Consider the following 14,707-nt stretch of genomic DNA (forward strand, 5'->3'; position numbering starts at 1 on the left):
GCTTAAAGGCTACTGTTACCATTAGCCCTCCAAGACTCGCTACGAGTGAATGGCTAGTTCTTTCTCGACGGGAATCCCACCCGCTATATGATACGACCTAGGCTCGGCCGCACAAGCACCCGTTAGTTGAAGAAGAAATCCTTTTCTTTTACTAACGGGTTCGGTTGATGGGAAAAAACAATAAACCTATTTTGCATTTATTAATCCCAATTCTTTGCACCAAGGTCCTTGTCCCTTGCATTGAAATTGATAAACTTTATCTTCATTTTTAACTTTAAGTTCAATCCTATAATCGAATGGATGGTTAAAATTACCTTTCTTCGCATCTCCAACTAAATAGACTTTATCAATATCTTGAAAACTAAGGTTTAATTGTTGATAGTCAGAGGAATTCCCTAAAATGACTAATAAACGATTTTGTTCATTTAGTAATTGATTCGACTGCCTATCGTATGCATACAAACTAATAACCCCTAGTTGTAAAATTAATATGGTACAGATACCAATTCCAATTTTTTTAGGAAGCTCATTTCGTGATTTCCAAAACAAGAGGATTATCAATGAGGATGCTATGAATAAGATTGTAAATTCAATCGTTACGTTATTTAAAGCGATACCATTTCTAAACAGAATAAAACAAAACAGGAAAATCAGTGTAATAATTATACCAACCATTTCATGCCCCCTTCTATTTAACCGTTACCCATTTTGTTAACTATTCGACATCCACCCAATTATACCTCCCTGTTGAACTAACCTGCCCCGTTAGTTGAAGAACAATATTTCACAATCTTCAATATCTATTAGCATAGATTTCTCATCTTCCTTCTATATTTTTCTCTCCAAGATCCTATTGCAAGTGTTTTAACAACGGAATTAACAATGGTACATAAATTTATGCGCTGCTACTAATCCCTGTACCAATTGTGGTACCAATTCGTCAATATAAAGCCATTAAATATTGATGCAACAACAAAACAGGGACACCAATTCATATGTGAATTGTATCCCTGTAAGATGTGTTTTTTAATGTTATCTCCCCATCAACCGAACCCGTTATTCATTTTTTATTGCTTCTTTTTCTTCAACATTTCTGCTGCTTCTGCCGCCTTTTCTGGATTGCCGTATTTAGCACCATTATCAATAATGTATTGAAGGGTTTCCCTCCGGTGCCCCTGCATAATCTGAATGTCTCGTATCGTTCGCTCTATTTCCACTTCATCATTTGTTAAGGAGAAATACTTCAAGGCAACTTCAAGTGTGTAGGGTTCTCGCCACCTCTTCAATTCCGCATCCACAATTTTCGCTACACGCTCCGGCTGTGGATCGTGGAACAGATAGTGATAGGAATAACCATACCCGACGTTAACGTTATCAAGCCAATCATTCTGTTCAGCAATGGGGAGATATTTCTTGAAGCCAGTTGAATCATCTTTCCAATAAGCATCTGTTATTTTTTGTCGAACGTATACTAAGGATTTTTCTTTTTCCGCTTCGGTCAGCTCTCCTATTTCATACGGAATGATCGTTTCAAATTCATCAAGTGCTTCAATTCGCTTTTTGTCAATCGTCTTCAGTGCTCCAGATTTCAAATTATAATAAGCGAAATCATCGTCAGAATAACCGTAAAAGAGAACTCTCCACTCTTCCCCGCTAATTAACATAAATTCAGCGTATACTGGTTTCCCTTCTTTAAGAGCCAATTCAATATCCCTAGCACTTTTGTAAGAAGGCAATGTATCGATCCCGCGTTCAGCCATGAGTCCCATGAAATCGACATAAGAGATTCTTCCAAAGTCCTCATACACATCAATTTTCGCCTGCTCTTCAGCAGGGAATTCATTTCCATAATAGCGGTAAATACGCTCTAGTCCTTCGAGCAAATCTGCCGTTTTGTATACGGTGTCAGTGTCTTTCAGCTTTTCTGCATTTTCAATTGTAATAATTACGTCCTCTATACCTTTTCTTCCTCCTGTTGGGGCTTCGGATTGCAGCCGCCGAGTAGAAGGATGGATACCGCACAAGCTGTGAACCATTTTTTCATACGACGACCTCTACTTTTTCCGACTCAATTTTATTCACCGCCCCGTCAAGAACATGAATTGTTTCCTGCGCACGTTTTGCAAGGGCGGGATCCTGTGTGATAAGAACAATTGTCACACCATCCGTTGCATGAACTTCTTCGAGCAATTCGATAATTTTATTTCCCGTTTCGGAATCCAAATTCCCTGTTGGTTCATCGGCTAAAATAATTTCCGGTTTCGTAACAAGTGCCCTTGCAATGGCGACACGCTGTTGCTCTCCCCCAGAAAGACGCGACGGCAAATGATGAAGTCGATGTGCAAGACCTACTCGTGTTAATGCTTCTTCTGCGTTTTTTTTGATTTCCGCAGATGAAAACATCGTCAATAACGGCATCATTACATTTTCAAGAGCTGTCGCAGTTGAGAGCAATTGAAATTGTTGAAATACATACCCGATTTTCTTGAGTCGAAGTTTAGCAAGATCATTATCTTTCATTTTATGGACGGGCTGCTCGCCAACCCAGATTTCCCCTTCGTCGATTGGTTCCAATCCACCAATTAAGTGTAAGAGCGTTGATTTACCGGAACCAGAAGGACCTGTAATCGAAACATACTTCCCCTTATCAATTGATAAGGAGACATCCTTTAATACTTCTACTTTTTCTCCACCCGAGATATAGCTTTTTCGAATTGATTTTAATGTAATCAATTATTCCACCCCTTCGTTAAGCAGCATGTTGGTCTTTTACAACACCACTCATTTTCATACTTTGAACAATCGCCAAAGAAAAACCTAACAATAGAACAACCGGCATTACGATGATGAGTACAAGCATCCAAACCGGAATCCATAGTGACGAGAAGATCGTTAACAACAAGTACGCACCAATGGCACCTATAACGGATCCCAATAGCGCAATTAAAGTAACTTCGACACTTAAATACATTTGTATTCTACGTAAAGACCAACCGACAGAACGTAAAATAAAAAACTCTTTTTTGCGCTCAGTAATATTGAGGAATAGCAGTAAAAACACGATTGCAATCGTCAAAATCAAACCTACGACAAGAAAAGCAGTTTGAAAACCTTTCAAGTTCAAATCAATCGTTTCACCTAGAAAACTAAGCAATAAGAAATCCGACAAGCTTTGCTGGGTTGCGACGAAGAGGATCGACATGAATGCGGTCAATGCAAGTACGATTGCCAATAACCCAAATCGTAGTGGGCGTCTAATTAATTGATGCACGACATACGAAAGTAAGCCATTTATTTTGAATAGCCGCATGAAACTCCACTGTGTTCCTTCACCTTCCAAGCCCGCCCGCGGGGATAACTTCAATGCCTTTCGGCTACCCGTTACATAACCAATTGCGATAATTGGAATGACGATCAAGAAGATGATGAAAAACTCATACGACGGCAAAATCTTCAACCAAATATTCGCGACTGCAATCGGAATAAGTGCAAATACACTTAGTGTGATGATTTCAAACGTAAGAATACCTACTATCTTCCGTCTCGACCATCCGATTGCACGAAGCATCGCGAATTCAGTGGAGCGACGTAGTAAGCTGTGCGTAATAACCGTATAACAGAAAACAAAACTAACTAATAGTAGATAGAAAAATAGAATGATATTTGATTTCTCTATATGTTCTTGAATGGACCAGCTAACGCCTGCTTGTTGCCACCCTTCCTCGACTACTCCCGCTACTCCTTCTTTATCTGTATCGAGATCGACATGAACTTTCGAAGAAGATGAACCGAGCATAATTTCAACATGATGGCCTGTTAGATCCATAATCTGTTTAGCGACTGCTTCCACTTTGTGCTGACTTGAATCTGTCCGCTCTTCTACACCTTCTACAACGACACGAATTGATGATAATATATCTTCGGGACTATAGAAAATAGACGCCGCTTCGATTGTCGTTATTGCATCAGGGGATCCCGTGTAATAGGTATCTTTATAAGGTAGTGGGAAAAGTGGAGTTGGATTTATTTTATTTCCAGCACCATCCTCGATAATCATGCTGTGGTGAGGCGTGTAAACATCTGCTGGGTCCCCATCTTTCCAAGTTCCCTTAAATTTTGGAACGATTTTCGTTGAATCATATAAATCAATGATTTTTAAACCATATCCTACGGATCTATATTCTTCCGCTTCTCCTCTATACAAATTAATCGTGCGAATGTCATATGGATCGGTATTTTTTACAGTTAGTGCTTTCATAAGAGGAATGCCAGTGTCTGTTTTTCCATTAGATTCAAACTGAATTGGAGTAAAACGATAGAGTAACGCCTCACTAGAAGCAGCTATTCCACCTGATTTCAATCTAACTTGATCCTTTCCAAGCAGACTAAGTTCACCATATTTATACTTCCATTGCTCGGAAAACGTATCTAGTGATAAGTTAACCACTTCGGTACGAGGCAAATTAAGCAAATACTCTGTTGCCCCGTCTATAAAATCACTTTCATCAACATCTTCCGGCACATGAATTCTGGAAATTCTCAACGTTTCGGTCATTTTAGCCTGACCGTCAGCCAATGCAATAATTGGAATGAGGCGTGCACTTCCTGAATTTCCAATCTCCGCCTCTTGAAGTGAATTACCAATGACCAAACTGTCGGACAATGTAAATAATTGTTCCTCCGCTTCCGGATCAATCGCAATGAGCATGAGATAGTTCGGTTGTCTCAAATTTGTACCGGCCGGCATAAACGTTTTCCAACCAGAATTCTCCTCTGACAATTTATTCGATAGATGGCTGTATTTCTCTGGGTCAAAACCAACCGGACTCCCGCCATAATAGGCACTATATTCATTTATTCTATTTGATTCAGAGATTGTAATATCGGAAAGTCCATCAAAGGCGACTGCTGAATGTTCGACGTACGAATAATCCCCTTCTTTATCATCTTGATATGACGCTAACATAGAAAACACTTCAACATAACCAATATGAGAGAGAGGAGCTGCAACTTGAACTCCAGGTATTTTTCGTATTACTTCAAGATCCTCAAGCGAAATGCCGCCATAACTTGAAAGACTTGCTTGTGGTGCAATCCAACCGTCATCCAGTCCTTTCGTTTGGTCTGATAATTCGGGTAAAACGAGAATATCGTATTGATAGCGCCAATTTTTATCGAGGTCATCTTTCGTTTGGATAACCATCCGCTCCGACACCGATTGAGCACCTACGTAACCCATTCCAAGACAACTTAAAATTAACATCACAACAAGAAATATCGGCCAACGCTCCCTAAGCGTAGCTTTTATATAATAAAACAAGTCATAACCCCCTCTTGTTAATTCCTTCATAATTTTTTACTCATCCAAAAAAAGGGAACACAATAATCATTCCCTTAACACTACCGTAGTTAGAAAGTTTAGTAAACATAAAAAACGATTTTTCGGCATAACGAAGAAATATCCTATTTTAGAGCTTTTCATTTGGCTAAATTTCTTTTGAAAGCACGTAAAATATACCCCGTAAATGATAGTTTGGTGTCTAACATTTACGGGGTAGTTGAGGATAGAGGTTTTCTATTAATTAATAGGCTCCGTTAAAGTTTAATGTTGATGCAAGTTGGAAGAATTAGAACTCATAATAATATGGAAGTTCTATTTCGCAGTATAGTCTTCTTCAACTAAGCACCCGTTAGCTTAAGTACATTTCTTCACAATATTTTAGTTAAGTTCACAAAGACTTATCACTTTGGCTTAAGTCCCTTAGTTATTCACTTCCCATTTGAATTTTCCATTATTTTGCTTCAGTTGTTGTTTCACCAATTCTAATTCATAGAAACTTAAGTTTGTTTTTTCTACAATCTCTTCGTTTGATTTACCTTCTTTTAAAAGTTCTCTTGCTTTCTCGTAGCTTGATACCTCAAATTCAAAATAACCACGTAAGAGTTTGAGCTGCTCTCTTACGTCCTTTAATTCCACATAGCTTGTTGGTATCATGTGAACAAGTTCTTCATCCGTTTTTCCTAATTGAATCAGGCTTCTTGTGATTCGATACCTTTCATTTACAGTTCCTGTACCATAACCCGTCCTATACCCGTCATCCCAAGCGGTATCATAGCATTCTTTACAATGAAGGCATTTGTCTTGGTCTTTCTTAACAAAACCTGTAAGAATGATTAAAGAAATTAATGTTAAAACAAAAAATGCTTGTTTCATAAAGCCACACCTTTTTATCTTAGTATGACCTGTTCGTTCACTAATATGAGTCAAATACGCATTATTCGTTTTTCTTCTTATTCAACTAACCTCCGTTAGTTCAATAAGAAAATGAGCCTCTAGAAGCTCAACGATCTTCAAGTAAAGCACACATTACTTGAATAAGAAGATGGTTACATACTCACTATTATTGAATAAATAGAGCGCAGAAGGCGGTGTCTTGGGCGCGGGTGGAATTCTTGAGCGCGGAAGGCGGTGTCTTGAGCGCGCGGCGGGATTCTGGTTTGATAATTTGTCATAATATCCATTTATAGCTTTATCTATATTAAAAAAACTGTAGGCAAACACCAAAATTCGAGGTGTTTGTCTACAGTAGTGAGGCCCCTATTAGTATAGGAGCCCTTCTACTATTAATTAGTTTTAATCTTCTTAATCTCTTCAATCATCATAGGGATGACTTCGAACAAGTCTCCTACGATACCATAGTCTGCTACTTTAAAAATGTTCGCTTCTGGGTCTTTGTTGATCGCTACGATTACTTTGGAGTTGGACATTCCAGCCATATGTTGGATAGCGCCGGAGATTCCTGCAGCGATATAAAGATCTGGTGTTACGACTTTACCAGTTTGACCGATTTGCAATGAATAGTCGCAGTAGTCAGCGTCACATGCTCCACGGGATGCTCCTACCGCACCGCCAAGCAATTTTGCCAATTCTTCAAGTGGTGCGAAGCCTTCAGCGCTTTTCACTCCGCGTCCGCCAGCAACAACAACTTTCGCCTCTGACAAATCTACACCTTCAGTAGATTTACGGACAACTTCGCTAATGACGGAGCGAAGATTTGTAATATCAACTGAAACTGAAGATACATCTCCTGAACGGCTGTCGTCTTTAGCCAATGGTGCGATATTGTTCGGACGGATTGAAATGAAAAGAAGTCCTTCTTTGTTTTTCACTTTTTCGAATGCTTTTCCGGAATAGATTGGACGGATGAATACTGCATCGTCCCCTTCTCCTTCGATAGCTGTAACATCAGAGATTAAACCTGAAGCAAGCTTACTTGCGATCTTTGGAGATAGGTCTTTTCCTAATGATGTGTGTCCGAAAACGATTGCATCTGGCTTTTCTTGCTCATATACAGCCATGAAAGCTTGGCCGAATCCATCTGATGTATAGTGTTTCAAATGTGGGTGTTCAACCGTGAGAACACGATCTGCACCGTATGTGATCATTTCTGCGCCTAAAGATTCTACAGCATCTCCAAATAATACGCCGACGACTTCGCCGACGCCTGATACCGTTTTCGCTGCAGCAATTGCTTCAAATGAAACGTTTCGTAATGCTCCTTCTCAGCTTCACCAAGTACTAATACTTTTTTAGACATATTGAGTCCCTCCCATTACTGTATGAATTTCAATCAAAGCACTTTTGCTTCTTTATTTAAAAGTTCCACAAGCTCTTTCACTTGATCAGCTAAGTCACCTTCAAGGACACGTCCAGCAGCTTTTTGAGGTGGAAGATAGATTTCGATCGTTTCAGTTTTTGCTTCAACATCATCTTCATCGATGTCCAAATCATCCAACTCAAGCTCTTCAAGCGGCTTTTTCTTCGCCTTCATGATGCCAGGGAGGGAAGGATAGCGTGGCTCGTTTAAGCCTTGTTGTGCAGTGACTAATAGCGGCAGGGACGTTTCAATTGTCTCGGAATCCCCTTCTACATCACGTACAATTTTCACTGAAGTGCCATCTATTTCAAGATTTGTGATTGTTGTTACGTAATTGATGCCTAAAAGTTCTGCAACACGTGGACCAACTTGTCCAGAGCCACCATCAATGGCAACGTTTCCAGCAATGATTAAATCTGCATCTTTATCCTTCAAGTACTCCGCGATGATTTTGGCTACTGTGAATTCATCCATTTCGTCAAGGTCATCTTCAGTATTGATAAGAACAGCTTTATCCGCACCCATTGCTAGCGCCGTACGCAGCTGTTTTTCAGCCTCTTCGTCTCCGATCGTAATGACAGTCACTTCTCCGCCATTCGCATCACGAACTTGAATCGCTTCTTCGATAGCGTACTCGTCATATGGGTTAATAATGAATTCAGCGCCATCGTCTACAATCTTGCCGTTTGATACTGCGATCTTTTCCTCTGTGTCAAATGTACGCTTAACCAATGCATAAATGTTCATATTGCATACCTCCTCGGCTTATTTAGTTCCCTTTGAACTGTGGTTCTCTTTTTTCAATGAACGCCTGAATGCCTTCTTTGGCATCTTCTGAAACAAATACTTCACCAAATGAATCGGCTTCTGCCTTAACGCCTTCATAGAAGGAGTCCGACTTGGTAAATTGAAGCATCTGTAAAGCGGCTTTCATGGCGATCGGACTTTTCTTTGCGATTTTCTTCGCCATTTCCATTGTCTTCGCAAGTAGTTCCTCCTCCGAAAACACATGGTTGGCTAGTCCGAAGCGAACAGCTTCCTCACCCGTAATCGGTTCGCTTGTTAAAAGCATTTCTGCAGCTCTTGCCACTCCAACATATCGAGGCAAGCGCTGTGTCCCGGCAAATCCAGGGATTAATCCAAGTTGCAATTCAGGCAGACCAAGCTTGGCCTTTTCTGTTACGACCCGAATATGACAGCCCATTGCAAGCTCCAGTCCGCCACCTAAGGCAGCTCCATGAATTGCTGCAATAACCAGCTTTTTAAAGCTTTCCAGCCGTTCGAACACGTCTTGCCCCGCAGCTGAAAGCTTAGTGAATTCTTCCCCAGATGAAACAGTCGTAAATTCTTTAATATCTGCTCCTGCCGAGAAGAATCGTCCTTCCCCATGAAAGACGATGACCCTTACTGAATCATCATTCTCCACTGAGTCAAGCATTCTATCAATCTCTTGGATTAGACCACTTGATAACGCATTGGCTGGCGGTCTGTTGATTGATACAGTCGCCACGCCATCTTCCCTGACAATTTTCAAGAACTCCATTTTATCCCGTCCCTTCCCCAACAAGACGATGTTTTCGCCATGAGTACTATTAAGATTTCATGCCATTTAATATAAGGCGATGTACTTCAGGTGCTAATTTCAATAAATCATACTTTTGATCATTCATTACCCAAGAGGTAATTGTTTCATCTATCGTGCCAAAAACCATTTGCCGTGTTAGGCGAATATCGATTTGTCCGTCAAATTCACCTTTTTCAATTCCTTCTTTTAAAATGGAATCGAGCAACACCAAATATTCCTTAAGCACCTCGTTGATTCTGTAACGCAGGTCCTTATTGGACTGGCGCAATTCCAATTGGGTTACAATTGCAAGATGGCGATCGCTATATAGCAAACGGAAATGGTTTTCTATCATTTTAAACAGCTTTTCTCTCGCAGTTATTTCCGTTGCAATGATCTCTTTCACGTTTTCAACGAAGACACTCATCTTCTCCCTGAAAACGGAAACCAGGATATCCTCTTTATTCTTAAAATAAAGATAAATCGTCCCGTCCGCCACGCCTGCTTCCTTCGCTATCTTTGATACTTGCGCCTGGTGATAGCCGTTTTCAGCAATAGCGATGACAGCTGCATCTACTATTTGCTTATATTTGGGTTTATCGCGTTTCATTTGTTCTCACCACCAAAAAGAAGAAAATATGAATGACTGTTCATTCATATTTTCATAATAATCGTTTATTCGGTTATCGTCAAGTCTTTCGTCACGAAGTTTTTAACTCGAGTTCCATCTTCTTTTTTTCTTCGTCGATTAATGTGCGGCGTAATATTTTACCGACTGCCGTCTTTGGAAGTTCTTTTCTGAATTCGTACTTCTTGGGCACTTTATACGACGCCAAATGCTCCCTGCAATACTTATCTAATTCTTCTTCTGATACCGTTTCTCCTTCTTTTAAAACAATATAGGCTTTCACAGTCTCCCCACGGTAAGGATCAGGAATACCTGCAACAACACATTCCATTATTGCGGGATGCTCGTAAAGTACCTCTTCGATTTCACGCGGATAAATATTAAAACCGCTGGCGATGATCATATCTTTCTTTCTATCAACTACATAGAAATGCCCTTCGTCATCCATATAGCCTAAATCACCCGTCAAAAGCCAGCCATCGCGGAATGTCTCTGCAGTATCTTCCGGTTTATCCCAATAGCCCTTCATTACTTGTGGACCTTTCACTGCAATTTCCCCAACTTCACCGTTTGGCAATGGCTCAGAAGAATCCGGACCAAGTATACAGGCATCCGTATCAGGCCATGGTACACCGATGGAACCTTTAACACGCCTCTTTTCCCAGACAAAGTTAGCAATTGCAACTGGAGACGTTTCGGTCAAGCCGTACCCTTCAACCAATTTCCCTCCAGTAACCCTTTCAAACTTTTCCTGTAGCTCGACTGGCAATGCAGCGGATCCACTAATACATGCCTTGATAGATGAAAGATCATATTTCGATAATTGCGGATGGTTCAATAAACCAATATAAAGTGTCGGCGCACCCGGGAATAAGGTCGGTTTTTGCTTATCGATCAGCTTTAAAGCCATGTCATAATCAGGTTTAGGCATTAAGACCATTTTATTGCCAAGCATGACAGAAAGGATTAAAACCGTCGTCATTCCATACACGTGGAAAAATGGTAGTATTCCTAAGACAGTCTCTTCGCCTTCTTCACTTTTATACAACCATGCATTACACATTTGCACATTGCTAATAAGATTTGCATGTGTCAACATAACCCCTTTTGGCGGACCAGTCGTTCCACCCGTATATTGGAGTAATGCAATATCTTCGTCAAAATTGAAATCATATGACACTAATTCCGGTTTTGATATTTTCATAATCTCAGTAAAAAGATGATTCATCCCCGATGCTCAACCTTCACTACGATGCCGTGTTCTTTCTTTTGAATGAATGGGTAGACGAGATTTTTTGGGAAAGGTAAGTAGTCTTTAATACCAGTGATGATCACATGCTCTAACTTCGTCTCTTTTACGACTTTAGAAATTCTGCCGAATAAAATATCAAGCGAAATGATTACTTTAGCCCCTGAATCGACCATTTGATAAGCTAATTCCCTTTCCGTATACAACGGATTCGTTTGAACAACAATAGCACCTGTATAGAGGATACCGAAGTAGGCAATTGCACCTTGCGGACAATTTGGTAGCATGATGGCTACGCGGTCCCCTTTTTCAACTCCGAGGGACTTCAAGTAGTTTGCAAATTTCAATGCTGAATCATGGAACTCGCTATAGCTGATATTCTTCCCCATGAAGTGCATGGCTGTTTTATCAGGAAATTTATCCTTGGACCTTGTTAGGAATTCCTGCAACGGAATCCGATCATACTCGATCGTCTTCGGGATTTCCTTCGGATACAAATTCAACCATGGTTTCTCCGTCATTATATAACCCCCTTTTCATAATCAAATTCTTTGAAAATTCCTTCTTAGTTCATTATATCGATAAATGAATCCGCTTTCAAATAGAATATTACTTCAACTATGAAAAAAATGCCTTGACTGATAACTTTTCAGTCAAGGCGTATTTGTAAACATCCAATATACTCCAACAAGAATAAATAGAACGCAAACGACGAGTAATATTTTTGATAATTTCTCCATTGTTTAACTCCTATGAAATACTTGCTCCAATTACAAATGAAAGTCCTACCGAAATCGTCAATGAGATAAATCCGACCGAACGATTATCAGCTTCGATTTCCTTATCGATATTAAACTTCGGTGTGAGAAATTCGAAAAGAATATAGGCGATGACTAGTAGAATGAATCCGAATAATCCCCATCCAATCATTTGTGGAAGCGTGTTGTGCTGCTCGATGGAGTAGCGGAAGATATTCGTCACCCCGAATATCCTTCCTCCGGTGGCCATTGCAACGGCCACATTCCCCTTACGGATTTCTTCCCAGTTCTTATATTTGGTGACCAGTTCGAATAGTACCATCGAAACGATAAGACAAAGGACTACGACGCTAAAGTAGCCTGTTGTTTCGACGAGCGGATGGCTCCAAAATCCTGTTTCTGTCATTTTAAAATTACTCCTTTTGTCATTCGTTTAATCTAACTTTTACGAATGAAAGCGAGAAAGGTTTCGTTTTCAATAAATATTTATTTCAATTCAACAACAGTGACGCCATGGCCGCCTTCACCGGCTTCGCCGTATCGGTAGCTTTTTACTCGTGGGTGGTTTTTCAAATAGGTTTGAACACCTTGACGAAGGGCACCTGTCCCTTTTCCGTGGATGATTGAGACTTGGTGGTAATTGGATAAAAGTGCGTCATCCAAGTATTTTTCTGTTCGGTGCAATGCATCTTCGTATCGTTCGCCACGTAGGTCAAGTTCCAATTTAACGTAGGAATCCCGTCCTCGGACAGATGCTGATACTACTGGATCCTTCATCTTTTCAGGTTTTGTATATTCTAAAACAGACTCGTCCAACTTCATCTTCAAGATGCCGATTTGGACAATCCATTCCTTTTCGGATACCTTTTCGATGAGTGTGCCTTTTTGGCCGTATGTGATGACTTTGACTTCATCGCCAACCTCTAATGGGCGTGGTGCTACTTTTGCTTTGATATTTTTCTTTTTATCTTCCGGAGCGGCGCCTTCCAATCGTTTACGGGCTTCGATTAATTCATGTTCTTTAACGTTTGCTCCAGCGTTTAGGCGTAGAGCCCTTAAGTCCGAGATGACCGCTTCTGATTCAACTCGAGCATCGTCAACAATTTTCTTGGCTTTCTCTTTTGCATTGTCAACAAGCTTTTCTTTCATTTCCTCGAACTCTGAGAGTTTCGTTTCCAATTCACGTTTTAAGGTTTCCGTTTCAATTAGCAGTGCATGCGTCTTTTCCGCATCCTTTTCGGATTGAACGCGGCTCGACTCCAAGGAAGCAATCATTGAGTCAACCTCACCACGGTCAGTGCCTGTAAATTTCTTAGCACGATTAATGACATGTTCATGAAGGCCGAGTCTTTTTGAAATTTCAAAAGCATTACTCCGACCTGGCACACCGATCAATAAACGATAAGTAGGGCTTAACGTATCGATATCAAACTCCACACTTGCATTTGCTACACCCGGTCGATTGTAACCGTATGCCTTCAATTCCGGATAATGCGTTGTCGCCATAACTCTGGCACCCGTACCATGGACTTCATCCAAAATAGAAATTGCCAATGCAGCACCTTCTTGAGGATCGGTTCCTGATCCCAACTCATCGAAAATAAGTAGTGAACGGGAGTCGAATTTCTTCAGAATATCGACGATGTTCACCATATGGGAAGAAAACGTACTCAAGCTTTGTTCGATAGATTGTTCATCACCAATATCAGCATAGACGGAGTCAAATACGGCAATTTCCGAACCGTCCAAAGCTGGGATTGGAAGTCCAGCCTGTGCCATTAATGTACATAATCCTACGGTTTTCAAGGTTACTGTCTTTCCACCAGTATTCGGTCCGGTAATAACAATTGTTGTAATATCCTTGCCGAATTCAATCGTATTCGCCACTGCCTGCTCTATTGGCAACAATGGGTGACGCGCTTTTGCCAAGCGGATATACCCTTCATTGTTCACTTCAGGCTTCGTACATTTATGGGCAGTCCCATATTTCGATTTAGCAAGGATAATATCGATTTCGGATAACACATCGACAAGAACAAATAGTTCATGTGCAACTGCTTGAACTTTTATCGATAAATCCTGCAAGATCTTTTCGATTTCTTCCTTCTCTTTCATCTTCAAGTTTCGGATTTCATTGTTCGCTTGCACAATCGCATCCGGCTCAATGAATAATGTTTGGCCAGAAGATGACATATCGTGGATGACTCCACCAAAATGTGATCTGTACTCTGACTTTACCGGAATGACAAATCGATCGTTCCTGATGGTCACGATTGAATCTGACAGCATCTTCGTCGCATTTCGACCACGCGTATATCCTTCCAATTTCTCACGTACTCTGCCTTCTTGGATGCGCAGACTTTGACGTATCGAACGGAGCGTACCCGATGCACTGTCAACAACATGACCGTTATCATCGATTGCAGCATTAATCTCATGTTCAAGTCCTGTCAGAATCGGCAAAGATTCTTTCTTCGCGAGAAAATGGGGAATCTTAATATCTTCATCAGCATCTACTGATTCGATGAACTGCCTTAGAATGCGGCTTGCACGAATCGTATTGGCGGTTTCCATTAATTCATAAGCGCTAAGGACCCCGCCAATTTGTGCCCGTTTTGCATGTGGGCGAATGTCGCTAATGCCCCCCATCGGGACATTTCCTCGCACACGGAGAATGGCAAGGCCTTCATCCGTCTCCTCAAGTAAACGAACAACTTCATTAAAATCAGTGACTGGCACTAATTTCTCCATATATGCACGTCCTGCAGACGATGTGCAGTATGTCGCAACAATATCCCGGACCTTATCAAATTCAAGTGTTTTCAAGACACGGTTTTCCAATGTCTCACA

At 40.7% G+C, this 14,707-nt stretch carries 10 protein-coding genes and 2 pseudogenes; all 12 read right to left on the reverse strand.

Translation table 11 applies throughout. The features are described 5' to 3' along the window. Nucleotides 1-186 precede the first annotated feature (186 nt). Nucleotides 187-675, reverse strand: coding sequence for a hypothetical protein (locus QNH10_RS16115; protein WP_283732353.1), 489 nt, complete (start codon nucleotides 673-675; stop codon nucleotides 187-189). Nucleotides 676-1,067: 392 nt separating this feature from the next. Continuing rightward, on the reverse strand, nucleotides 1,068-2,036 hold the full coding sequence (locus QNH10_RS16120) for a hypothetical protein (RefSeq protein ID WP_283732354.1): 969 nt from the start codon (nucleotides 2,034-2,036) through the stop codon (nucleotides 1,068-1,070). 4 nt (nucleotides 2,037-2,040) lie between these two features. Beyond that, on the reverse strand, nucleotides 2,041-2,733 hold the full coding sequence (locus QNH10_RS16125) for an ABC transporter ATP-binding protein (protein WP_283732355.1): 693 nt from the start codon (nucleotides 2,731-2,733) through the stop codon (nucleotides 2,041-2,043). 16 nt (nucleotides 2,734-2,749) lie between these two features. Beyond that, nucleotides 2,750-5,320 (reverse strand): ABC transporter permease, encoded by a 2,571-nt coding sequence (locus tag QNH10_RS16130; protein WP_283732356.1) that lies wholly within the window; start codon nucleotides 5,318-5,320, stop codon nucleotides 2,750-2,752. A gap of 441 nt (nucleotides 5,321-5,761) precedes the next feature. Next, nucleotides 5,762-6,214, reverse strand: a complete 453-nt coding sequence (locus QNH10_RS16135) for a hypothetical protein (protein ID WP_283732357.1) — start codon at nucleotides 6,212-6,214, stop codon at nucleotides 5,762-5,764. A gap of 410 nt (nucleotides 6,215-6,624) precedes the next feature. Further along, nucleotides 6,625-7,598 (reverse strand): annotated as a pseudogene (locus tag QNH10_RS16140) (electron transfer flavoprotein subunit alpha/FixB family protein). A 33-nt stretch (nucleotides 7,599-7,631) separates the two neighbouring features. Next, nucleotides 7,632-8,405, reverse strand: coding sequence for an electron transfer flavoprotein subunit beta/FixA family protein (locus QNH10_RS16145; RefSeq protein WP_283732358.1), 774 nt, complete (start codon nucleotides 8,403-8,405; stop codon nucleotides 7,632-7,634). Nucleotides 8,406-8,427: 22 nt separating this feature from the next. Next, nucleotides 8,428-9,201: an enoyl-CoA hydratase gene (locus tag QNH10_RS16150; RefSeq protein ID WP_283732359.1), complete on the reverse strand. Its 774-nt coding sequence runs from the start codon at nucleotides 9,199-9,201 to the stop codon at nucleotides 8,428-8,430. A gap of 49 nt (nucleotides 9,202-9,250) precedes the next feature. Beyond that, a complete protein-coding gene (fadR, locus tag QNH10_RS16155; RefSeq protein WP_283732360.1) occupies nucleotides 9,251-9,832 on the reverse strand; it encodes a fatty acid metabolism transcriptional regulator FadR in 582 nt (193 codons plus the stop codon). A 91-nt stretch (nucleotides 9,833-9,923) separates the two neighbouring features. Then, a pseudogene (locus tag QNH10_RS16160) lies at nucleotides 9,924-11,620 on the reverse strand (AMP-binding protein). A 229-nt stretch (nucleotides 11,621-11,849) separates the two neighbouring features. Then, complete coding sequence (locus QNH10_RS16165) at nucleotides 11,850-12,263, reverse strand: DUF350 domain-containing protein (RefSeq protein WP_283732362.1); 414 nt, start codon at nucleotides 12,261-12,263, stop codon at nucleotides 11,850-11,852. Nucleotides 12,264-12,343: 80 nt separating this feature from the next. Next, a complete protein-coding gene (locus QNH10_RS16170) occupies nucleotides 12,344-14,698 on the reverse strand; it encodes an endonuclease MutS2 (RefSeq protein ID WP_283732363.1) in 2,355 nt (784 codons plus the stop codon). Nucleotides 14,699-14,707: the final 9 nt, after the last annotated feature.

This window comes from Sporosarcina thermotolerans, from assembly GCF_030067815.1.
Taxonomy (GTDB): domain Bacteria; phylum Bacillota; class Bacilli; order Bacillales_A; family Planococcaceae; genus Sporosarcina; species Sporosarcina thermotolerans.

Excerpts from the sequence above, each read along its gene's own strand:
- QNH10_RS16115 (WP_283732353.1), bottom strand. The coding sequence starts at position 675 with ATGGTTGGTATAATTATTACACTGATTTTCCTGTTTTGTTTTATTCTG.
- QNH10_RS16120 (WP_283732354.1), bottom strand. The coding sequence starts at position 2,036 with ATGGTTCACAGCTTGTGCGGTATCCATCCTTCTACTCGGCGGCTGCAA.
- QNH10_RS16135 (WP_283732357.1), bottom strand. The coding sequence starts at position 6,214 with ATGAAACAAGCATTTTTTGTTTTAACATTAATTTCTTTAATCATTCTT.
- QNH10_RS16145 (WP_283732358.1), bottom strand. The coding sequence starts at position 8,405 with ATGAACATTTATGCATTGGTTAAGCGTACATTTGACACAGAGGAAAAG.
- QNH10_RS16150 (WP_283732359.1), bottom strand. The coding sequence starts at position 9,201 with ATGGAGTTCTTGAAAATTGTCAGGGAAGATGGCGTGGCGACTGTATCA.
- fadR (WP_283732360.1), bottom strand. The coding sequence starts at position 9,832 with ATGAAACGCGATAAACCCAAATATAAGCAAATAGTAGATGCAGCTGTC.
- QNH10_RS16165 (WP_283732362.1), bottom strand. The coding sequence starts at position 12,263 with ATGACAGAAACAGGATTTTGGAGCCATCCGCTCGTCGAAACAACAGGC.